Here is a 21922-nt window from a genome sequence, read left to right on the forward strand (position 1 = left end):
TACGGATTCAGGCGAACCGCCGCAGGATCGAGTGCACCGCCTGGGTGACCGTGACGCGGTCGTAGCTCTGCACGAAGTCGAAATCGCGTTCGAGATCCGTTGCGCCGGTGTGCTGATCGCGCGCGGACAACAGCGCCGCGAAATGTGGCCCGAGGACGGCAACGTTCCATTCCTCGATCAGGTCGTCGTCGGGGGCGAGCGGCGCGCGGTGGACGTTGCCGTCGCGGACGTCGGGTAGTCCCACGCCGTAGACACCGGCGAGTCCGGTGTGTTCGGACATCTCGCGCCAACGTCGTGCCGTGGTGGGGGTGAAGTGTTCGGCGTACTGAAAGGTGCCCAGCACGATGGCCGCGCCGCCGCCGGCGGCCTGCTGCTCGAGGGCCTTGGACATCTCGATCAGCAGCCGCTTGTTTCCGCGCCGCGGCGTGTTCGTCGACGACGCGATCGCATACGGTGTCCCGTGATCAGGGTCCGGAGTGGACCAGACCGGCATATCCGGAAGCGGCACAACGGTTCCCGACGCGATCACGGCCGGATCCTCGACGGCGGGGAACAACGCCCCGAGCCCATAGTCGGCCCCGAGGGTCAACGCCATCACCCGCGCAGCCTCGTCGTCGACGCCCTCGGCAACGATCACCGCGTGGCTGCGTTCGCGGTGGGCGGCCAGCGCATGCGCCAGACGCGCGGAATCCGGTGTCGCGGGCTCGCGGAGCAGCTCGGCGCCGGTGACGATCACATCCGGTTCCACCAGGGAGAGCAGCGTCGCCGCATCGGTGTTGCGGACGAGACCGTCGACGCAGACGATCTTGCCGGCCGCCCGGGCGCGGGCAACTCGCGCCAGGGTTCGCTGAGGGCTTCGGGTGACGGCATCTGGTGCCACCACCATGACGTGGCGTTCCAGCACCTCGGCGGTGGCGTCGTCGACGACGTCGATGAGGTCGAGGTCCAGCGAGACCAGCAGAGGAAGGATCTTGGCCACCGATTGAGCGCGCGACGAGTGGGCGAGGAGCCGTTTACGGTCATCGAGAACGGTGTGCTGCTCGACCATGCGAGCGGCACGACGTAGTGCGTCGGCCGTCGACAATCGGGTTCCGGCCGGACCTCGAACCTGCAACTCGAGGGTGGCCAGCGCGCCGTCGGAGAGCCGGCACACCGGCGCGAACTGCATGTGGAGCTCCAGATCGTCGAAGAGGGTGAATCCGCGGGTCTCGGACATCAGAACCTCCCGTCAGAGGTTCTTCGGCGGACAGCCGCAAGTCGCTCCGATAGATACTCGGACGCGGATTGGCTTCACATCCTGGACAGGGCGCACACAGCGCCTGTTGCCAGGCTAACAAAGAGGCCGACAATCAACAGTGCAGGCCACAACGAGCCGACCAGCGGAACCGCCACGAGGATCGCCCATAGCGTGAAGGCCACAGCGAATACGAGACCGGTCACATGGCCCCGGCCAGCGATGTCGTCGCCCGAGGGCGGCGATGCCGGAGGGGCGGACACTCCGGCATCGCCGGCGACAGATGGCATGGTCAGGGTGTCAGTGCTCCGCGCGAGCGGCGTGGGCTGCCGCGGTTTCCGACGAGGCACCGGCGGTCGTGAGTTCACCGGTGTAGCTCTCCACGTGAGCGCGTACGAACCATTGGAACTTCTCCAGCTCGGCGGTCTGCCCGATGAGGATGTCCTCGGTGATGGGGTCGAGGTCGCCGGTCTTGGCGATGGCGTCGCGGTGGGAGCTGACGAAGCCGTCGTAGACCAGGTCAAGCGCGCCGAGATGGGCCTGCGCGGTGTCGCGACCGATGGAGTAGTCGTTCCAGGTGCGATCGGTCTCGATCGCCTTGGCGGTACCGCTTGGCGAACTGCCCAGGGTCGCGATGCGCTCGGCGATGGTGTCGGCGTATCCGCGGACCAGCTCCACCTGGGGATCGATCATCTCGTGGACTCCGATGAAGTTGGCGCCCACCACATTCCAGTGCACATGCTTGAGCGTGAGGTGAAGATCGTTGAGGGCGCTGAGGCGTTCCTGCAGGATGCCGGTCACCTCGTCGGCGGCGGCGGTGGAAAGTCCGGGTGCGGTGAATGAGGTCATGACCTGACGCTAGGGCTGCCAGGTCCGCCGGCGCATGGTCAGAGAGTGGGACGGGACGCAATCGAGACGCCGGTAACGATCGGATAACTGGACCTTCACTCAGGCCGGTCAGTGTTGCCCATGCGTGGCGGCCAACGCCGCAGTACGATCTTCGCATGTCGGGCCGGTGAACGGGTGCAATGCCGGCGGATCTGGTTCCGGCCGTCAGTCGCACCCGAGGACCCGGTCATGACCACACGCACATCCCCGAACCGTCCCGTCCGGCCGCAGACGCTCACTCGAGCCACGCCGCCGCAACCGGTGGAACCATGAAGCACGGGTTCCCGGACAGCGCCGACTATGTGGTCGTCGGCGCCGGATCAGCGGGATCGATTGTGGCATCGGAACTTTCGTCTGCTGGTGCGCGCGTGGTGCTGATCGAGGCTGGTGGGACCGACCGCCGCCGACTGCGGCCGGCGCTGGGGACCGCCTCGTCGGCTGACGGGCGATTCACGCCGACACGGCGGTACCGGCCCGGACTCACCCCCACCTGCTTGCGAAACATGCGGCTGAAGTGCGAGACGTCGCGGAAGCCGACGCACTCGCTCACCTCCGCCACCGACTGACCGGTGGACATCAGCAGATGTTTCGCGCGCTCGATCCGCGCCGCATAAAGCCACGCCATCGGTGAATTCCCGGTGGTGGCCACGAGCTTCTGCACATTGCGCGCCGACATCCCGGCCTGCGCGGCGAGATCGGACAATGAGAAGTCGGCGTCGTGCAGGTTGTCGGCGATTACCTGCTGAATCCGCGCGAGATCCTGCGACCGGAACGACTCCTTGCGATGCTCGGCGGGCAGTTCGGCCATGATCGTCGTGGTGAGCATGTCGACGACCGACGTGGCGAACGACGTCGACGCCGCCCGCGGAATCGGCGCATCCGCGTTCGCGATCTGAGTGAGCAGGGTGCCGACGATGCCGGCCGGACGCGAGGTCGGGGCAAACTCCCGGCCGGTGAACCGATGCGCATACGAGTTCGGTAGCCGCCCGGACATCATGCGTCCCGGTACTCGGACCACCACCTGACGGAAGGTGTCCGGGGAGTGGAAGACGAACGGTTCACCGAGTTCGAGGAACGCGAAACCGCCCGGGCGCAGCAGCGTGGCACGACCCGCCTGGGTCACCTCCACCGACCCGTCGGTGATGAGGCAGACGAGGAAGTCCTCGGTGGGATCGGAGCGGATCATCGCGGGCGAACGGATGACCGTCTGTTCTTCACAGCGGATGCTGCTGACGTGCAGATCGCCGAACGGCCGGCCACCCCACTCGGCGTCGAGACCGTTGCCTTTCGGCCAGGCGACGTCCATCTCGCAGTACAACGACCCCAGGGTGTTGCGCCATTCGTCGCGGCCTTCGGCGGTGTCGAGCCCGGAGGTCCGCAGCATCACGACGTCGGCGGATTGAGCTTGCTCGCCTCCGGTGCGCGCACAGTCATGTGAGTGGTCGCGCTCAGTCATTCTCTGCCACTCCTCTGCCTAATAGTGTTCTGCGTCACAGGGACGGTGGCTTCGGCAAAGGCTATACCGGCCCCGAACACAAGACAAGCACAGGACCATTTCTCCACTACCGCAACAGATTCCACCACCGCCACACAAATCTCCGTTCGCCGTGCGCCATTCAAGGAGGCCCGAAGATGACCACCGCTCCCGTCGCCGACAAGATCGCCGAGACGCCCACTGTCACTGCCGCCAACAACGTCCGTCCGATGACCGGCGCCGAGTACCTCGAGTCGCTGCGCGACGGCCGCGAGATCTACATTCGAGGCGAACGGGTCGAGGATGTGACCGAGCATCCGGCATTCCGGAATTCCGCCCGCTCGGTTGCCAGGATGTACGACGCGCTGCATGAACCCGCTGCTCAGGGTGTACTTTCGGTGCCCACCGACACCGGAAACGGAGGTTTCACCCACCCGTTTTTCAAGACTGCACACAACTCCGACGACCTAATGGCCGCGCGCGACGCCATCGTCGCCTGGCAGCGCGAGGTCTACGGCTGGCTGGGCCGTTCCCCCGACTACAAGGCGTCGTTCCTGGGCACCCTCGGCGCCAACTCCGACTTCTACGGCGAGTACAAGCAGAACGCCCTCGACTGGTACAAGAAGTCGCAGGAGAGCGTGCTCTACCTGAATCACGCGATCGTCAATCCGCCCATCGACCGCGCCAAGCCGGCCGATGAGACCGCGGACGTGTGCGTACACGTGGTGGAGGAAACCGACGCCGGTCTCATCGTGTCCGGCGCCAAGGTGGTCGCCACCGGCTCGGCCATCACCAACGCGAACTTCATCGCGCACTACGGACTTCCGTTGCGTAAGAAGGAGTTCGGCCTGATCTTCACCGTCCCGATGGACTCTCCGGGACTGAAGCTGTTGTGCCGCACCTCGTATGAGATGAATGCCGCGGCCACCGGGACGCCATTCGACTATCCGTTGTCGAGCCGCTTCGACGAGAACGACTCGATCATGGTGTTCGACCGCGTTCTCGTGCCCTGGGAGAACGTCTTCGCCTACGACGCCGAGACCACCAACAACTTCGTGATGCGCTCCGGCTTCCTCAATCGGTTCATGTTCCACGGCTGCGCCCGACTGGCCGTCAAGCTCGACTTCATCGCCGGTTGCGTGATGAAGGGCGTCGAGATGACCGGAACGGCCGGATTCCGCGGTGTGCAGATGCAGATCGGAGAAATCCTCAACTGGCGCGACATGTTCTGGGGTCTCTCTGATGCCATGGCCAAGTCGCCGGACGAATGGGTCAACGGCGCGGTACAGCCCAACCTCAACTACGGCCTGGCCTACCGCACCTTCATGGGAGTCGGCTACCCACGGATCAAGGAGATCATCCAGCAGGTCCTCGGCAGCGGCCTCATCTATCTCAACTCGCACGCCGACGACTGGAAGAACCCGGACATCGAGCCGTACCTCAACCAGTACGTCCGCGGCTCCGACGGCATCGCCGCCATCGACCGGGTCCAGCTGCTCAAACTGCTGTGGGACGCGGTGGGCACCGAGTTCGGCGGGCGCCACGAACTGTACGAACGCAACTACGGAGGCGACCACGAGGCGGTGCGATTCCAGACCTTGTTCGCCTATCAGGCCAGCGGGCAGGACGCCGCGCTCAAGGGCTTCGCCGAGCAGTGCATGTCCGAATACGACGTCGACGGCTGGACGCGGCCAGACCTCATCAACAACGACGATCTCGAGATCGTCTGGAACAGAAAGTGACCGCCGTGACCACCCCGTCCGACGAGCGGGAAGATCTCGGACCGACCCCGCTGCGCATGCGAAAGGCGCTGGGACGCTTCGCGAGTGCGTCACCATCGTCACCACCGCGGAGGGCGACGACGAGGATTCGGTGCACGGGATGACCGCCAACGCGTTCACCTCGGTGTCGCTCGATCCGCCGCTCGTGCTCGTCTCGATCGCCAATCGCGCGAGAATGAACGAGAAGATCAGCCAGACCGGACGGTACGGCGTCTCGATCCTCGCCTCCGATCAGGAACCGCTGTCGTTGCACTTCGCCGGCGGGACCAGGCAGCCAGACCTGGTGCGCTTTGCGTGGCGCAAGGGCGTGCCGCTGCTCGAAGGCGCGCTCGTGCACCTGTCCTGCCGGGTCACCGACTCGCACCTCGCCGGGGACCACACGCTGCACATCGGACATGTGGAAGAACTCTGGTACGACGACGGTCACCCGCTGCTGTTCTACACCGGCAGTTTCCGCGCACTGGAGCTACAGGGTAACGACGACCCGTGGGGATTCTGATCCCATACGGTCCAACGCACATCTTTGCAGTTGTGCCGCTCAGCGGCACAACTTCGTGGACAGTGCGCTCACCAGACGCCCATAGTGAGCGCCAGGTGGACTCTTCCACCACAGAGAAAGGTTTGAGGGAATGGCAGCACTGCAGACGGTCCAGAAGATCGGGCCCGTGCTGGATCTGTTCACCGTTCGACGACCCGAATGGGGTGTCACGGAGGTGGCCGCCGAGATCGGTGTACCGCGCTCGAGCGCGCACGCGCTGCTCGCCTCACTGGTCGACATCGGCCTACTCCAGTGCCGCTCGCGCGGCCGGTATCGGATCGGCTGGCGCGTCGTCGAACTCAACCAGACCCTGCAGGGGACAGTCGATGTACGATCGGTTGCCGCGCCGGTGCTCGCGGCGCTCTCCGAGAAGTACGGTGAGACAACGCACCTGGCGATCATGGAACGCTATCGCGTGCTCTACGTCGACAAGGTGGAAGGCAATCACGTCATCAACGTGACCGGTGCGCGCATCGGTGCGCATCTCGACGCGCACTGCAGTGCGGTCGGCAAGGTTCTTCTGGCGCACTGCCTTCCGAGCGAGATCGAACGCAACGTCACCAATAGACCGCTGCGACGATTCACGCCCACGACCATCACCAATCCGATCGCTTTGACGCAGGAACTGCGCTCGGTGCTCCGCACCGGCTGTGCGTTCGACGCGGGTGAAGCGGTCTCCGAGGTGCACTGCGTGGCCGCGCCCATCCGCGACGACATGGGCGTGGTGATCGCCGCGCTCAGTATCACCGCCCCGGCCACGCGGTTCGCGGCCGGTCAGCAGGAGTTCAAGCGTGCCGTCATCAAAGCGGCCGCCGACGTGTCGAAATCCCTTGCCGCCTACGGGGACAGCCCGGCCAACGGGGAGCTCGACAACCTCACACTTCGAGCGGTCTAATGATCGCCGCGCAGTTGCCGGGACAGACCGAGTGCCGCGGTGCGGACCGCCGCCGCGGAATGGTCCAGGTTGATCCGGTTGTGCCAGCCAGACACCGAGATGCCCGCCAGCGGGGCGCGCGTGGAGTCGAGCACCGCACTGGCCACGCAGGCCACTCCCGGACGCGACTCCTCGAGGTCGTAGGCGATGCCGCGTTCGCGAATCCGGCCCAGTTCGGCGGTGAACATACCCGGGGTGGTGATGGTGCGTTCGCTCAGTCGCGGCAGGCCGGTGGCGAGAATCCGGTCGGTCACGGCACGAGGAGAGAACGCCAGTATCGCCTTGCCGATTCCCGTGCCATGAGCAGGCCACCGCACGCCGGCGCGTGTCGGCAGGGGAGGCGCCGTGGGGCTCTGCAACACCTCGAGGTAGACGACCTCGGTCCCGTCGAGCACCGCGAGATGCACTGTGTGACCGGTCGCCTCCCGGAGGTCGTTCATGAACGGGAGGGCCGCATCGTGCAGGTCGCGCTGACGCGGCACGCGCTGCCCGAGTTCGAACAGGCGCAGTCCCAACCGGTATCCGGTGCCCTGCCGTTCAAGCAGCCCACTCTGCTCGAGGTCACCGGTGATGCGATACACGCTGGATTTGGATATGCCGGTGCGACGGGCCAATTCGGATACGCCCAGGGTGCTCTGACTGACCGTGAACTCCTCGAGCACACGTACCGCCCGGCCGATCGATCCATCACCCTGCACGGTGATCCATCGTGCATCAGCCTCCGTGGCGCGCGCAACGGGCCGACCACCCCCGACACAGACGAGAAGGAGACGCATCCCCATGGCTGACGACATTCAGTGGGCGGCCGACGCGCTGCTCGAGGCCTATCGGACCAAGACGCCGATCGATCCGATCACTCCGCGGTTCGCCGACGCTCCGTTGTCGGCGGCCTACGAGATCGCGCTGGCCCAGGTGCAGGCGTGGGAGAAGGACGGCGACACCGTCAAGGGGCACAAGGTGGGTCTCGCCTCGCGGGCCATCCAGGCCCAGATGGGGGTCGACCAGCCCGACTTCGGCCACCTCACCGCGAGTATGTTCCACCTCGAGCATCAGCCGATCCCGGCCGGCACGTACATGCAGCCGCGGATCGAGCCCGAAGTGGCGTTCGTGCTCGCCCGCCCGCTGACGGGCCCGGGGGTGACCGTCGCCGAGGCCGCCGCCGCCGTCGACTTCGTCCTGCCGGCACTCGAGATCGTCGACTCCCGAATCCGGGACTGGCAGATCGGCATCTTCGACACCGTCGCCGACAATGCGTCGTCGGGTGGTGTCATCCTCGGCAGTCGACCCAGCCGGCTATCCGACGTCGACCTGCGGCTGGCCGGCTGCACGCTGCACGTGAACGGCGAGCTGGTGGCCACCGGCGCGGGCGGAGCGGTACTCGGCTCGCCGCTCAATGCGCTTGTCTGGCTGGCTAATACCGTCGGACCGCTCGGGGTCACCCTCGAACCCGGACATGTGGTGTTGCCGGGCTCGATGACCCAGGCCGTACCGATCATGCCCGGCGACACCGTCGTGACCACCATCGCGGGCGTCGGGAGCGTCACCGCGTTGCTCGGAGAGGACAACAACTCATGACCGCACCAACCGAGACCACCCCCGATGCCGAGTGGAATGCCGCCCGCGTCGCCGACATCCTGCTCACCTCGGAGCGCACCCAGACCCCACGCACGTCGATCAACGCCCAGTGGCCCGGCCTGACCCTCGATGTCGCCTATACAGCCCAGGACATCGCACTCGCGGACCGAAAAGCCCACGGGGAGCGGGTGGTCGGTGTCAAGCTCGGACTCACGTCACGTGCCAAGCAAAAGCAGATGGGCGTAGACGTGCCCTCGGTGGCGTGGCTGACGGACTCGATGGCGCTGCCTGCCGGACTGCCGGTCCCGCGCAGCCAGCTCATTCATCCGCGGGCCGAACCCGAGATCGCTTTCGTGCTCGGTCGTGATCTGCGTGGCCCCGGCGTCACCGCGGCCCAGGCGCTCGCCGCCGTCGACCGTGTGCTCGCGGCGGTCGAGATCATCGACAGCCGCTACTCAGGCTTCAAGTTCACACTCGCCGACGCCGTCGCCGACAACAATTCGTCCGGCGCGTATGTGACCGGGCCGGTGGCTCTCGATCCCGGCGAGCTCGACCTCGGCATGGAGGCCTGCCTGCTCGAGGTTGACGGTCACGTGGTGGCCAGTGCGACCGGAGCTGCGGTACTCGGACATCCGGCCGAGGCATTGGCGTTCGCCGCCAACACCTTTGGCGCGCGTGGACACAGTCTCGAAGCGGGCTGGGTGGTCTTGACCGGCGGTATGACCGATGCGGTGGCCGTGGAACCAGGCGCCCGGGTGGCCGCCCACTTCACCTCGCTCGGCTCGATCACGATTGCCGGTGGATAGCGATGCCGATCATTGATGTCACTCTGGCACAGGGACGTTCGGACGAGCAGGTACGCAAGCTGATCCACGAACTCACTCACGCGGCGTGTCGAGCCATCGACGCCCCGCCGGCCAGTGTCCGCGTCATCGTGCACGAGGTCCCAGCCACTCATTTCGCGGCGGCTGATGTCACGATCGCCGAACGCGCTGCGGCCGAGCCCGACGCCTGAGCTTGAATCCGTAAAGCTGTCGACCCCGCACGCTCCCTGAGCCGGATTCAAGCTCGGGGGTGCGCAGCTCACTGTTCCCCAGCTGGGGCTCAGTGCTCGGTCCGGTAACGTGGCTCTTCCCAGATGAGGGTGTAGGTCGGCCGGGCGCGTCGGTCCGCAGATAGACGTCGAGATCTCCCGACGATGGAGGTTCCTACGCCATCCATCCGAAAGACCTCGACGTGTCCGAAGCTACCCCGCCGGCCGGCTTCGGCCGCCCTGACCTGACCGCCTTCGCGTCTTATCCCAATCGACTCTGATCGGGTCTGCTGATCCTCTCGACGAGAACGCAGCGACATCACAGCCACCCAACCCCGACCGTCCGGGAAGCCGGGACACGTCACATGGCCTGTGCTGCGGGCGTGTCGAGTGGGTCGTCCAGGGGCGACGCAGGAGCGTCGACGCGACGTGCTGAGAGGTGGTTTTAGTCGAGCACTAGCACACCGGCTACAGGCATGGCGATAGGTCAGGAACGGCGTCGCTCCCTACGCAGGAGGGAGCGCAGAGTCTCGGCGTTCGCGTAGCCGACCCGTAGCGCGATCTCGGCGGAGGTGAGGTCCGTGGTTGCTGAGAGGTGCCGAGCTCGTTCGATGCGAAGCCGTTGGACGAAGCCGAGCGGAGTGAGGTTGAGCGCCGCACGGACTCGTCGTTCGAGGGTGCGCCGGCTGGTGCCGAGCGACTGCGCGACGAAGGCGACGTTGAACGGTTCGTCCAGGCGGGCGCGCACGAAGCGTTCGAACTCGACGACGATCGGGTCCTCGTGCCGGAGATGTTCGTAGGCGACGAAGGCCGCCTGCGACGGGCGCTCGTCGATGATGAGGAGCTTGGCGACATGTTGGGCCAGGTCGGGGCTGATCGATCGCACGAGTGAGAGCGCGAGGTCGATGTGGGCGAACGCGGCGCCGGCGGTGACGAGGTTCCCGTCGACCACGACCATGGTGTCGAGATCGAGGGCGACGGTCGGATAGCGCTTAAGGAACTCCGGCCCCAGGAACCAGCTGGTCGTCGCCCGCCGATGATGCATCCGTCCGGTCTCGGCGACAGCGAACACGCCGGTGCACGCCGCGGCGATCCGGGTGGTCGCCTCGTCGAGGCGCCCGAGCGAGGCGATGACCGAACGAGCATCTCGGCTGTGGAGGGCGTCGTTGGTAGCGGCGGCCGTAAGGGTTCCAAGCGCAGGGACGACGACCACGTCGAACTCTGCGGACTCCGACAGCGGGTGGTCCACCGACAGGGTCATCGATGCCGTCGTGGTCACTCGCCGTTTCGGTCCGAGGATGGCGAGTTTGATCGGGTCGATCCGCGGGTCGACATCGCCGCGGGCTCCGTCGGCCACCCGCACGATGTCGATGATCGACGCGATAGCCGAACCGAAGCAGCCGTCGATCGCGATCAGTCCGATACGCATGACGTAAACAATAGCAATACTGCCGTATACGCCACTTCCCACCGGCCCTCGCTCGTCATACGCTGAACTCGTCCCACGAAGAACCCCGACTTCAAGGAGAGTCCCTCATGTCCACACCCGCATCACTTCCGTATGCCTTCGTCGCCAAGATCGTCGCGGCCGATGGACAGCACGACGCGCTCGCCGATCTGCTCGCCGGCGCTGTCGCACTCGCCAACGAAGAAGTAGGAACGATTGTCTGGTTCGCGGTCAGGACCCACGCCGACACCTTCTGGATCTTCGATGCATTCCCCGACGAGGCCGCTCGCGACGCCCACGCCAACGGCGCCATCGTCGCAGCCCTGATGGCCAACCAGCACCTCCTCGGCGCAGCACCCGAGATCCTGGCGGCCGACGTCCTCGCGTCCAAGCTCCCGTAGTCCGCCAACGCACGAGACGATCGCGCCCCGCCGAGCCGTCGCCAGGTCGCGACGCAACGCCATGCTGCGTTGCCGAGCGGTGCGAGGCCTATCGGCACACGGACAGGATGCCGGCCGCGAGCGCTCAGCCGGCGAGGGGTGCGTCGCAGAGGAGAGCGACGTCGGTGTCGGGCAGAGCCGTGAGGCCAGCGCATCGCGCGACCACCAGAACCGAACCGCCCCTGCCCTGCGTTTCCGCAGGTCAGGGGCTGTTCGCCGGAGCCGCCTGTCGGAATCGAACCGACGACCTAATCACGTCGGCTTTGCGTCTATCGCTTGATGCGCCCACTGGGCGAACGAGCCGCTGACCTGCGCAAAAGCCGAGCGTGGGGGACGCCGCCATCCGGTGGTGACCGACGACGATCGACCAGTATCGACCGTTTCACCGGAGCTTGCGGCGGCGTCGAAGCCGAGCAAGCTCCATTCCTTTAGCTCACCGCGCCCTCCTCCTCGCCGGTCCCGTCGTCGTCGAAGACGTTTCAGGGGTCTTCTCAGATGACGGTGTAGGTCGGCCGGGCGCGTCGGTCCGCAGATAGACGTCGAGGTCTCCCGACGATGGAGGTTCCTACGCCATCCATCCGAAAGACCTCGACGTGTCCGAAGCTACCCCGCCGGCCGGCTTCGGCCGCCCTGACCTGCCCGCCTTCGCTCGACTCGACGGCCTCGGTCTGAGCGTGACCGGACAACGACTTGAACCGGATCGTGCGGTCCTCGCGTGCCGCGTGGTGGAACCAGATCAGCGGTGCCGACGGTGCGGCAGCGAAGGCGCTGCTCGTGACACCGTGATCCGGCGGTTGGCCCACGAGCCGCTGGGCTGGCGACCGACCGTGCTGGAAGTTGTAGTGCGCCGCTACCGCTGTGCCGACCGCGGACACGTGTGGCGCCAAGACACCAGCGCCGCGGCGGAGCCACGCGCGAAGCTCTCGCGCACCGGGCTGCGGTGGGCGCTGGAAGGGATCGTGGTCGCACACCTCACCGTCGCCCGTGTCGCCGAGGGACTCGGGGTCGCGTGGGACACCGCCAACAACGCGGTCCTGGCTGAAGGCAAGCGGCTGCTGATCAACGACCCCACGCGGTTTGAGGGCGTGAAGGTCATTGGCGTCGATGAGCACGTACTTGTCGCCACACCAGGCGTGGCGACAAGTACGTCACCGTGATCATCGACCTCACCCCGGTCCGCGATGGCGCCGGCCCAGCAAGGCTGCTGGACATGGTCGAGGGCCGGTCGAAGGCGGCGTTCAAGACCTGGCTCGCCGACCGCGACGACGCCTTCCGTGACGCGGTCGAGGTGGTCGCGATGGACGGCTTCACCGGGTTCAAGACCGCCGCTGCAGAGGAGATCCCGGACGCGGTCACGGTGATGGATCCCTTCCACGTCGTGCGCCTGGCCGGTGACGCCCTCGACAGGTGCCGGCGCCGGGTCCAACTCGCGATCCACGGGCACCGTGGGTTCAGAGACGACCCGCTCTACAAGTCGCGGCGCACGCTGCACACCGGAGCGGACCTGCTCACCGACAAGCAGAGCGACAGGCTACGCGCGCTGTTCGTTGATGACGCTCACGTCGAGGTCGAGGCGGCCTGGGGTGTCTACCAGCGCATGATCGCCGCCTATCGCCACGAGGACCGGCAACGTGGCCGCGAGCTCATGGAGAAGCTGATCACCGACCTCAGCGCCGGCGTCCCCAAGGTGCTCACCGAGCTCACCACCCTGGGCCGGACCCTGAAGAAGCGAGCCGCTGACGTGCTCGCCTACTTCGAACGACCCGGCACCAGCAACGGGCCGACCGAGGCGCTCAACGGACGGCTCGAACACCTGCGCGGCTCCGCACTCGGGTTCCGCAACCTGACCAACTACATCGCCCGAAGCCTGCTCGAGACCGGCGGCTTCAGACCCCAACTCCTACACCCCCGATTGGGATGAGCCGGTAACGTCCCGGACTGATGCCGAACTGCTTGCGGAATGCTCTGCTGAAGTGTGAGACATCCCGGAAGCCGAGCTGCTCGCTGAGGTTCGCGCATGTGATTTCCGACTGCAGCAGAAGTGTTCTCGCGCGATCCAGGCGACGCGCGTAGAGCCAGGCTCGCGGCGTGGTCCCGCTTGCGCTGAACAGCTTGTGGATGTAGCGCACCGACATCCCGAGTTCGGCGCCGACGTCGGCGAGGGTCCGATCGGGATCCGCGATGTCACGCAACAGCACCCGCTGGATCGCACTCAGGTCGTCGGTGTGTGACTGTTGCGTCGCCGACAGGTGGGTAGAGCATTGCTGCACCGACGCCGAGACGACCTCCAGGACGGCGGTGGCAACACCGGCCCACGATCCTTCGTCGAGCCGGTCGTCATGCATCGCCAGGTCCACCAGTAGGCGCGACGCGACCCGTCCGATGCCCTCCGTCCCGGAGATGGACCGTCCGAGGGAGTCGTCGACCACGGCCGCCGGCAACCGTCCCGCCAGGGTGGCCCGCGGAATTCGCACCACCACTTGTTCGAAGGGTGTTTCACCGGCAACCGTGAACGGCATCGACGCGTCGACGAACCCGAATGAGCCGTCCGAGAGCACCCCCGAATGACCCTGCTGCACAATACTTGCCCGGCCCCGGGTGATGAGGCAGAGCAGAAGATCGTCGCCCGGGTCGGAGGCGATCATCGCCGGCGTCCGGACCACGGTATGCGGATCGGCGCGCACCACACTCAGCGATAGTTCCCCCGCCTGCCGTGCGACGATCTCCGCACCGAAATCAGCGGCGCCCACCGGGGATCCAGGCCACACCACATCCATCTCGCAGTACGTCGAATCGAGTGTCTGCGACCAGAGTTCACGTGCCTTCTCCGGCCGGTACTCCCGGGTGTTCAGCTCCACCGCGGATGTCGGGGCGGTCATGCAGTCCGAGACAACCATTCGTGCATCAACGGTCATTCTCCACCTTCACTTCCGCCCATAGTGTCCCAGATCACAGGGTGCTCGCGGAAGCCGCGAACGACGCAGCCGGCCATCCCGAACACCCGAGGGCCCGAATTCGGACTATCGGAACGGAGAAGTTCATGACCACAGCCCACACCCTCACGCCCGACTGGCTCACCGACGTCACAATGGAGCAACTGGAGTCCGACCCGCATCAGGTGTACGAGCGACTTCGCCGCGAGGCGCCGGTCGCCTACGTGCCGCAGCTGGGTCTGCACATCGTGTCCACGCGTGAGCTGTGCCTGGAGATCGCGAAGGACTCGGCGAACTGGCCCGCGGTGATCTCACCGGCGGGTGGGCGCACCTTCGGCCACGGCGCGATCCTGAACACCAACGGACCCGAGCACCGCGACCTCCGTGACATGGTCGAACCGCACCTGCAGCCATCCGCTGTCGACGAGTACATCGACAATCTGGTGCGCCCGTTCGCGCGGGAACGACTGGTGTCCTTCGATCAGGACGGTGCGGCCGACCTCGTCGCGCAGTACTGCGAGCCCGTCAGCGTGCGCGCTCTCGGAGATCTACTGGGACTCGACGACGTCCCCGTGGACAAGCTGCGCGAATGGTTCCACAAGTTGAGTGTCTCGTTCACCAACGCGGATATGACCCCCGACGGCGAGTTCGCCAATCCGGACGGGTTCATCCCGGGCGACGAGGCCAAGGCCGAGATCATCGCGCACGTCGATCCCAAGATCGATCGGTGGATCGAGCATCCCGACCGTACGGCCATCTCGCACTGGCTGCACGACGGGATGCCCGACGGCGAGACGCGCAGCCGCGACGTCATCTACCCCAATCTGTACGTGTTCCTCCTCGGCGCGATGCAGGAGCCGGGACACGCGATGGCCACCACCCTGGCCGGACTGTTCAGCAGACCAGAACAGCTCGAACGCGTCATCGACGATCCGGCACTCATCCCTCGAGCGGTCAGCGAGGGCATGCGGTGGGTGGCACCCATCTGGTCCGCCGCGACGAAGGTCTCTACCTCGGAGGTCACCGTCGGAGACGTCACCCTCCCCGAGGGGTCACTCGTGATGCTCACGTATGGATCGGCGAACAACGACGAGAATGCCTATGACGCTCCGACGGAATACGACCTCGATCGGCCTGTCATCCCCAATCTCACCTTCGGTGGCGGTGTTCATGCGTGTGCCGGAACGTACTTCGCCACTGCGGTCGTACGCATCGCACTCGAGGAGCTCTTCGAGTCGATTCCCAACATCGAGCTCGACCCCGACCACGACGTGAGCTTCTGGGGCTGGGGATTCCGCGGGCCCAAGGAACTCTTCGTGAACTGGGAGGTCTAGGTGACCATCACAGCCGAACCAACATCACTTCGAGAGGAAGCGATGGCTGACACACATCGAGTCCAGGTCAAAGGCCAGGACGCCACCCTCGACGTGGGCAAAGAGCAATCGATACTCGACGCCGCTCTGCGAGCCAACGCGTGGATACCCCACTCCTGCACCCAGGGAACCTGCGGCACCTGCAAACTCAAGGTCCTCAAGGGCGCGGTCGACCATCGGGAGTCACCCGAGTACACGCTGACTGCAGACGAGCGAGCCGCGGGCCTGGCCCTGGCTTGTCTGGCCACGCCCCGGGAGGATCTCGTCGTCGAGCCGACCGGTGCCGTCGATGACGACGTCCCGCATCATCGACTACGGGACTTCACCGGTAGGGTCACAGAGCTGTCCGACGTGGCCGCATGCACCCGCCGGCTCGTCGTCGAACTCGATGAGGACCTGGCATTCAATGCCGGCCAGTACTGCGAACTCATCGTCCCCGGCGCCGGAGTGGGCCGCCAGTACTCCATGGCCAACCCGCCCAGCGAGGCGCGGCGCCTGGAGTTCCACGTGAAACTGACCCCCGGCGGGCTGGCTTCGGACAAATGGATCTTCTCCACGCTGTCCGAGGGCGATCGGATCGCGCTGCGCGGGCCGTTCGGCGGATTCCACCTGGTCCGCGAGCAGGCCGAGCCCGCCATCCTGATCGGCGGCGGGACCGGCCTCGCGCCGCTGAAATCGATCGTGCGCCATGCATTGGAGCACAACCTCGTCCCCGAGCTACACCTCTACCACGGCGGACGTCGCCGCGAGGATCTCTACGACGTCGAGTTCTTCACCGAACTCGCCGACCAGTTCGCCGAGTTCCACTACCACCCCGCCTTGAGCGAGGAGACCTGGGACGGTGCGATGGGAATGGTGACCGATGTGGTGATCGACGACTTCCGCTCCTGCAAGGGGATGAGCGCCTATCTGTGCGGACCGCCACCCATGATCGCCGCCGCCGTCAAATCGCTCAAACGGCGCCGGATGGCACCGCGACTGATCTTCCGAGAAGAGTTCACACCGATCAACCAAGGAAGTGCCTGATGTACCACCTCACTGTGATCTACGGTCAGCCCGACGATCCGAAGGCGTTCGACGAATACTATGCGACACAGCATCTTTCGCTGGTCAAGAAGATTCCCGGCCTGGTTCGGTTCACTGCGGGCAAGTGCGAGTCCCTCGACGACACACCCCCGGCGTCCTACCTGATTGCGCAACTGACCTTCGACTCCAAGGAGGCCTGCGGCAGTGCCCTCGGCTCATCGGAAGGCCAGGCGGCAGCCGCCGACGTGGCCAACTTCGCCACCGGCGGGGCGACGATGCTGTTCTCCGCGGAGACGACCACGATCCCGTGAGGTCACGCCGCTCGGCCACCGGGGCCGGGCGGCGAACTCGGTACCTCAGCCTGGATTCGCGGACGCAACGGCTCCCAACGCACCCTGAGCTGAGGCGGAAATCCCCAACGCCCACTGAGCTGAGGTGCTCCTCGCACCTCAGCTCAGTGGGCGTGGTGGCGGCGCCGTTGTTGTCGGGCTCCCTATGCTCCCTCGCCGGCCGATGCCCGCGCCGCGATCTCCGCCGCGCGGGCACCACTGGCGGGCACTCCGGCGATTCCCCAATTCTCCGGTGCCACTTCGACGATCTGGCCGCGGACCCCGGATCGTTCGACACCCAGGGTGTCGACGATCAGATCGGTGAACGCGGTGAGCAACGCATGTCGCTGCTCGACCGCACGCCCCGCCAACACGATTGCGGTGAAGTACGGGGCCGCGGAGTCGGCCACGCGGCCGCCCACCGCCACGAGGTTCGGCTCGTAGTGGACGATGAAGGCCCGCACCCGTTCGATCGGTGAATCGAGTATCCGCGCATACGCGGCGCTTCCCTCGACGAGGAGGCCTTGCAGTTGATCGACCGTGAATGCCCCTGCGGGAAGATGAAAATGGACTATCGGCATCACAGCACCCCGTGTCGGACGCCGCCATCGGCGGTGAGGACGGCTCCGTGCAAGACGGCCGCCTCCGGGGCGAGCAGCATGTCCACCAGCCAGGCGATCTCGTCCAGCGTGGGCAGCCGCCCCAACGTTGTCTTACCGAGGTAGGCCGACCAGATCTCGTCCACCGGCCGACCGGTTTCGGCGGCCTGGGTCTCGACCAGGGCACGTAACCGGGGGGTGTCGATGGGGCCGGGAGCGATGGTGTGGGTGGTGATGCCCTTCGGGCCGTAGAGCGCGCCGATCTGCCGCATCAGGTTGAGCAGGGCCGCATTTGCGGTACCCGGCCCGGCGTCCAGCGGTCCCGGTTCGATGCCGAGGGAGCCCGCGATGGCAACGAATCGTGACCCCTCGGTGAGGTGGTCACGAACAGCGTGGAGCAGGCGTACCGGTCCGGCGACCTTGATGTTGGCGGCCACCGCGAGGCCCGACGGCTCGATGGTGTCCGCCGAGCCCCGCACCGGTAGTCCCGCGGCGAAGAGCGCCAGCCGCACCGGTCCGTCGAGGCCGTCCGCGATGGCGCCCACCGCGTCGTCGGAGCCGATGTCGGCTACACACGTCGAGATGAGCTCGCTTGTGGTGGCGAGCTTTTCCAACTCATCAGCGCTGCGTGCCACCGCCAGCACCCGGCGACCCGCGCCGGCGAGACGCTGGGCGATCACCGATCCCATCGCCCCGGTGGCACCGACGATCACACATGTCTCCGGCGTGGAACTGTCAGTCATGGTCGGCACCTGAGCGCTGGAGGCGAATCGTGACGGCGCGCGGCTCGGTGAAGAACTCCCGCGAGTACTGTCCACCCTCGCGACCGAGGCCACTGATGCCCTCGCCACCGAACGGCAGACGCAGATCCCGCTCGAAGAACGTGTTGATCCACACGGTGCCGGCCTTCCATCGCGCGGCCATCCGGTGTGCGCGGTCGAGGTTCTGGGTGAACAGCATTCCGGCGAGGCCGTACGGAGAGTCGTTGGTGATCCGCAGCGCCTCCTCCTCGGTGTCGAACCCGAGAACGGTCTCCACCGGGCCGAAGATCTCCTCGCGTGCGGCCCGCGCCTCGTTGGTGAGTCCGGTGATGATAGTCGGCGGATAGTAGAAGCCGTCCTTGTGCTCGGCGCCGGTCAGGCGTTCGCCGCCGGTGATGATCTTGCCGCCTTCCTCCTGTGCGAGTTCAACATAGCCGTGCACCTTCTCGAGGTGCTGTTCCTCGATGAGTGGACCCATGAACGACGCCGGGTCCTTGGGATCCCCGACCTTCAGGTTGCGTGCCTCCTCGGTGAACCGTTCCAGGAACTCCTCGCGAATCGAGTTCTGCACCAGAAGTCGGGTACCCGACAGGCAGACCTGGCCATTGCCTCCGAAGATCGCCCGGATCGCCTTGGGCACGGCCACATCGAGATCCGCGTCGGCGAAGATGATGTTCGCAGACTTGCCGCCCATCTCCGCCGACACCGGTGTGTGATTGGCCGCAGCTGCCTGCAGGATCTTCACGCCGGTCGCACTCGAACCGGTGAAGGTGATCCGGTCGACCCGCGAGTCCGATGTCAACGGCCCCGCCACCGCGTCGCCGCCGAAACCCTGGACCACATTCAGCACACCCGGCGGCAGGCCTGCCTCGAGGGCGAGTTCGGCGAATCGGTGGGCGGTCAGTGGTGTCTGCGGTGCTGGTTTCAGCACCACGGTGTTGCCGAAGGCCAACGCGGGCGCGATCTTCCAGGTGGCGAGCATCAGTGGCGCGTTCCACGGGCTGATCGCCGACACCACGCCGGCAGGCGGATACAGAGTGTACGAGAACAGGTCACCGTCGGGGTATGCCTCGTTGCCGGCCATCGCGACATAGTCGGCAAAGAACCGAAAATTGTGTGCCACACGCGGGATCTCGGCATGCAGGGACTGTGTGATCGTCTTGCCGCCGTCGCGAGTCTCGAGTTGTGCGAGTTCGTCGCGGTGCTCATCGACGTTGTCGGCGACCGCGTGCAGAATCGCGGCCCGCTCCTTCGGTGACATCTGTGGCCACGGACCGTCGTCGAAGGCGGTGCGTGCCGCGGCGATCGCGGCCCGGCCGTCGTCGGCGGTGCCGCGCGCGACGGTCGCGAGCAGCGAACCATCGTGCGGGTCACGGGATTCGAAGGTGTCGCCGTCCGACGACGCGACCCATTCGGTTCCGATGAGGTGTTTGACCTCGGATACTGTCGTGCTCATGTGTGCTCCTCAGACGGCCGCGACGGCCGGTGTCGAGTAGGTGCGGCCCGCAAGTTCGGTTGCCACGTCGATGATCATGTCCTCCTGGCCGCCGATGACACCGCGGCGGCCGAGTTCGAGAAGGATCTCGCGGGTGGACACGCCGAACTTCTTCGCGGCCCGCTTGGTGGGGTGGAAGAAGGTGGAGTAGACGCCTGCGTAGCCGAGGATCAGCGCGGTCTCGTCGACGATCTGCGGCTCCGTCATCAGCGGTGCCACCACATGTTCGGCCGTGTCGATCAGCGGGTACAGATCGACGTTGGTCTCCCACCCGGCACGTTCGAAAGCCGCTGCGAGCACCTCGGTTTGCGCATTGCCGGCGCTGGCACCGAGGCCCCGCAACGATCCGTCGATGAACGTCGCCCCGTTGTCGGCCGCCGCGAGCGCATTGGCCACGCCGACACCGAGATTGTTGTGGGCGTGAAAGCCGATGTCGGCTCCGATGGCCGAACGCAGCGCGGCCACCCGCGCCCCGGCCTGATCGGGAACCATTGCCCCGGCGGAGTCGACGACGTAGACGACGTCGGCGCCGTAGGAGTCGAGTGCGGCAGCCTGCTCGGCAAGTGCGTCGGGTTCGAGTTTGTGGCTCATCATCAGGAAGCACATCACGTTGAGACCCTTGGCTTTTGCCCACTCGACGGGCTGCTGACCGCAATCGGCCTCGGTGCAGTGCACGGCGACGCGGACCGTCTTGATTCCGGCGTCGATGGCGCCCTGCAACTCGGTGAGGGTGGCGATGCCGGGCACGTACAGCACGGCGATATCGGCGTTGTCGACAGCATCCACGGCGGCCCGCACGTATTCGGGGTCGGTGGCGGCGGCAAAGCCGTACTGGATCGACGACGCACCCAGCCCGATACCGTGGGCGACCTCGATGGTGGGGACACCTGCGCGGTCGAGTCCGGCTGCGATGTCGGCGACGTTTTGTGTCGTGAACTTGTGCGACACACTGGACATGCCGTCGCGCAGCGTGGTGTCGACCAGGGTCACGGTGCCCTTGGTTCCGGTTGTGGCGGTGGTGGTCATCGGGTTGCTCCTGTCACGAGGTTCTGCTGCGCCATGACGTCGGCCACCCGGACGGCGGCCGCGGTGATGATGTCGAGGTTGCCGGCGTAGGTGGGCAGGTAGTCGCCCGCACCCTCGACTTCGAGCATGACGGTCACGAGGTCACCGTCGACGTCGACGAGCCGTAGTGAATAGCCCGGCACGTACTTCTGCACCTCGGCCACCATGTCGACGACGGCGCGTTCGATGGCCGCCGCGTCGGGGTTGCGCACCTTGGCATATACGGTGTCGCGCATGTTCATCGGCGGTTCGGCCGGGTTGATCACGGAGATCGCCTTTGCCCGATCCGCACCGGCGACCTGGGCCAGGGCGCGCCCGGTCTTCTCACTGAACTCGCTGAGGTTCTGACGTGTGCCGGGTCCGGCGCTCTTGGCGGCGATGGCGGCGACGATCTCGCCGTAGGAGGCGTCGGCAACCTCGTTGATCGCGTACAGGATCGGGATGGTGGCCTGGCCGGCGCAGCTGACCATGTTGACGTTGGGTGCACGCAGGTGTTCCTGCAGGTTCACTGCGGGAACCACATAGGGGCCTACGGATGCGGGCGTGAGGTCGATCGCCGTGATGCCGGCCTCCGCATAGCGGGGAGCGGTGGCAGCGTGGATCTTCGCCGAAGTCGCCTCGAACACCAGATCCGGTAGGTCGTTCTGCGTGAGCAGCCAATCGGCACCGCCGGCGGAGGTCTCCAACCCCGCCGCGCGGGCTCGCGTGAGGCCCTCGCTGTTGGGGTCGATGCCCACCATGTAGACCGGGTCGACGTCGGGCGACCGAATCAGTTTGTACATCAGGTCGGTTCCGATGTTGCCGGAACCGACGATCGCGGCCGTCAATCGACTCATCACATTCTCCTCCGTCGGCGCGTGTCGAGTCCGACGGTAAGAGGCAGGTGGCTCCCAGGGCGTTCCGAACGGACTGCCCGGACGGCGGCAGCCCATTTCGTGACGCTGTTCGGGATTGCCGAACAGTGGTGACCGGCATCACAACGATCGCGCATGCTTGC

The 21922-nt window shown here is 66.2% G+C and carries 20 protein-coding genes and 2 pseudogenes; 11 read left to right on the forward strand and 11 right to left on the reverse strand.

Features of this window, described 5'->3' with window-relative positions:
• Positions 1-7 precede the first annotated feature (7 nt).
• The 3 genes from GBRO_RS01050 to GBRO_RS01060 all read right to left on the reverse strand — a co-directional run bounded on the left by GBRO_RS01050 (position 8) and on the right by GBRO_RS01060 (position 3578).
• Entirely contained in the window at positions 8-1216 is a 1209-nt protein-coding gene (locus GBRO_RS01050; protein ID WP_012832156.1) for a DICT sensory domain-containing protein, read from the reverse strand.
• A gap of 318 nt (positions 1217-1534) precedes the next feature.
• Positions 1535-2083: a Dps family protein gene (locus GBRO_RS01055; protein WP_012832157.1), complete on the reverse strand. Its 549-nt coding sequence runs from the start codon at positions 2081-2083 to the stop codon at positions 1535-1537.
• Between the two features lie 337 nt (positions 2084-2420).
• Positions 2421-3578 carry an AraC family transcriptional regulator gene (locus GBRO_RS01060; protein WP_012832158.1) on the reverse strand — a complete coding sequence of 386 codons (1158 nt, stop codon included), beginning with the start codon at positions 3576-3578 and terminating at the stop codon, positions 2421-2423.
• 176 nt (positions 3579-3754) lie between these two features.
• On the opposite strand from GBRO_RS01060, the gene GBRO_RS01065 reads away from it, so the two are divergent.
• The 3 genes and pseudogenes from GBRO_RS01065 (at position 3755) to GBRO_RS01075 (ending at position 6810) form a co-directional block, all read left to right on the forward strand.
• The gene (locus GBRO_RS01065; protein WP_012832159.1) at positions 3755-5338 is read left to right on the forward strand and encodes a 4-hydroxyphenylacetate 3-hydroxylase family protein; all 1584 of its coding nucleotides are present in this window, start codon (positions 3755-3757) and stop codon (positions 5336-5338) included.
• 56 nt (positions 5339-5394) lie between these two features.
• A pseudogene (locus GBRO_RS01070) lies at positions 5395-5876 on the forward strand (flavin reductase family protein).
• Positions 5877-6006: 130 nt separating this feature from the next.
• On the forward strand, positions 6007-6810 hold the full coding sequence (locus tag GBRO_RS01075) for an IclR family transcriptional regulator (protein ID WP_012832161.1): 804 nt from the start codon (positions 6007-6009) through the stop codon (positions 6808-6810).
• Here the strand turns inward: GBRO_RS01075 and GBRO_RS01080 are convergent.
• A complete protein-coding gene (locus tag GBRO_RS01080; protein ID WP_012832162.1) occupies positions 6807-7547 on the reverse strand; it encodes an IclR family transcriptional regulator in 741 nt (246 codons plus the stop codon). The genes GBRO_RS01075 and GBRO_RS01080 overlap by 4 nt on opposite strands.
• An 82-nt stretch (positions 7548-7629) precedes the next feature.
• Here GBRO_RS01080 and GBRO_RS01085 point away from each other — a divergent pair, with 82 nt between their 5' ends.
• The 3 genes from GBRO_RS01085 to GBRO_RS01095 are packed head-to-tail and all read left to right on the forward strand — an operon-like array spanning position 7630 to position 9439.
• Positions 7630-8424, forward strand: a complete 795-nt coding sequence (locus GBRO_RS01085; protein WP_012832163.1) for a 2-keto-4-pentenoate hydratase — start codon at positions 7630-7632, stop codon at positions 8422-8424.
• Complete coding sequence (locus GBRO_RS01090) at positions 8421-9230, forward strand: 2-keto-4-pentenoate hydratase (RefSeq protein ID WP_012832164.1); 810 nt, start codon at positions 8421-8423, stop codon at positions 9228-9230. Before GBRO_RS01085 ends, GBRO_RS01090 begins: the two co-directional genes overlap by 4 nt.
• A gap of 2 nt (positions 9231-9232) precedes the next feature.
• Positions 9233-9439 carry a tautomerase family protein gene (locus GBRO_RS01095; protein WP_012832165.1) on the forward strand — a complete coding sequence of 69 codons (207 nt, stop codon included), beginning with the start codon at positions 9233-9235 and terminating at the stop codon, positions 9437-9439.
• A 505-nt stretch (positions 9440-9944) separates the two neighbouring features.
• Here the strand turns inward: GBRO_RS01095 and GBRO_RS01100 are convergent.
• Entirely contained in the window at positions 9945-10886 is a 942-nt protein-coding gene (locus tag GBRO_RS01100) for a GlxA family transcriptional regulator (protein WP_012832166.1), read from the reverse strand.
• Between the two features lie 107 nt (positions 10887-10993).
• On the opposite strand from GBRO_RS01100, the gene GBRO_RS01105 reads away from it, so the two are divergent.
• Both GBRO_RS01105 and GBRO_RS01110 read left to right on the forward strand, forming a co-directional pair.
• Entirely contained in the window at positions 10994-11305 is a 312-nt protein-coding gene (locus GBRO_RS01105; RefSeq protein WP_003941073.1) for a putative quinol monooxygenase, read from the forward strand.
• Positions 11306-11937: 632 nt separating this feature from the next.
• A pseudogene (locus tag GBRO_RS01110) lies at positions 11938-13265 on the forward strand (ISL3-like element ISPfr2 family transposase).
• On the opposite strand, the gene GBRO_RS01115 reads toward GBRO_RS01110, so the two are convergent.
• Positions 13231-14259: an AraC family transcriptional regulator gene (locus tag GBRO_RS01115; protein ID WP_012832167.1), complete on the reverse strand. Its 1029-nt coding sequence runs from the start codon at positions 14257-14259 to the stop codon at positions 13231-13233. The pseudogene GBRO_RS01110 and the gene GBRO_RS01115 overlap by 35 nt on opposite strands.
• Before the next feature lie 125 nt (positions 14260-14384).
• On the opposite strand from GBRO_RS01115, the gene GBRO_RS01120 reads away from it, so the two are divergent.
• The 3 genes from GBRO_RS01120 to GBRO_RS01130 are packed head-to-tail and all read left to right on the forward strand — an operon-like array spanning position 14385 to position 16987.
• The gene (locus GBRO_RS01120) at positions 14385-15611 is read left to right on the forward strand and encodes a cytochrome P450 (protein WP_012832168.1); all 1227 of its coding nucleotides are present in this window, start codon (positions 14385-14387) and stop codon (positions 15609-15611) included.
• A gap of 42 nt (positions 15612-15653) precedes the next feature.
• On the forward strand, positions 15654-16676 hold the full coding sequence (locus GBRO_RS01125) for an NADH:ubiquinone reductase (Na(+)-transporting) subunit F (protein WP_012832169.1): 1023 nt from the start codon (positions 15654-15656) through the stop codon (positions 16674-16676).
• A complete protein-coding gene (locus GBRO_RS01130) occupies positions 16676-16987 on the forward strand; it encodes an EthD family reductase (protein WP_012832170.1) in 312 nt (103 codons plus the stop codon). The genes GBRO_RS01125 and GBRO_RS01130 overlap by 1 nt, the downstream gene beginning before the upstream one ends.
• Before the next feature lie 182 nt (positions 16988-17169).
• Here the strand turns inward: GBRO_RS01130 and GBRO_RS01135 are convergent, their stop codons facing one another.
• The 5 genes from GBRO_RS01135 to GBRO_RS01155 are packed head-to-tail and all read right to left on the reverse strand — an operon-like array spanning position 17170 to position 21761.
• On the reverse strand, positions 17170-17586 hold the full coding sequence (locus GBRO_RS01135; protein WP_012832171.1) for a tautomerase family protein: 417 nt from the start codon (positions 17584-17586) through the stop codon (positions 17170-17172).
• Positions 17586-18347 carry an SDR family NAD(P)-dependent oxidoreductase gene (locus tag GBRO_RS01140; RefSeq protein WP_012832172.1) on the reverse strand — a complete coding sequence of 254 codons (762 nt, stop codon included), beginning with the start codon at positions 18345-18347 and terminating at the stop codon, positions 17586-17588. Before GBRO_RS01140 ends, GBRO_RS01135 begins: the two co-directional genes overlap by 1 nt.
• Positions 18340-19821, reverse strand: coding sequence for an aldehyde dehydrogenase (locus tag GBRO_RS01145; RefSeq protein ID WP_012832173.1), 1482 nt, complete (start codon positions 19819-19821; stop codon positions 18340-18342). Before GBRO_RS01145 ends, GBRO_RS01140 begins: the two co-directional genes overlap by 8 nt.
• A 9-nt stretch (positions 19822-19830) precedes the next feature.
• A complete protein-coding gene (gene dmpG, locus GBRO_RS01150; RefSeq protein WP_012832174.1) occupies positions 19831-20886 on the reverse strand; it encodes a 4-hydroxy-2-oxovalerate aldolase in 1056 nt (351 codons plus the stop codon).
• Positions 20883-21761 (reverse strand): acetaldehyde dehydrogenase (acetylating), encoded by an 879-nt coding sequence (locus tag GBRO_RS01155; RefSeq protein ID WP_012832175.1) that lies wholly within the window; start codon positions 21759-21761, stop codon positions 20883-20885. Before GBRO_RS01155 ends, dmpG begins: the two co-directional genes overlap by 4 nt.
• Positions 21762-21922: the final 161 nt, after the last annotated feature.

This window comes from Gordonia bronchialis DSM 43247, from assembly GCF_000024785.1.
Taxonomy (GTDB): Bacteria; Actinomycetota; Actinomycetes; order Mycobacteriales; family Mycobacteriaceae; genus Gordonia; species Gordonia bronchialis.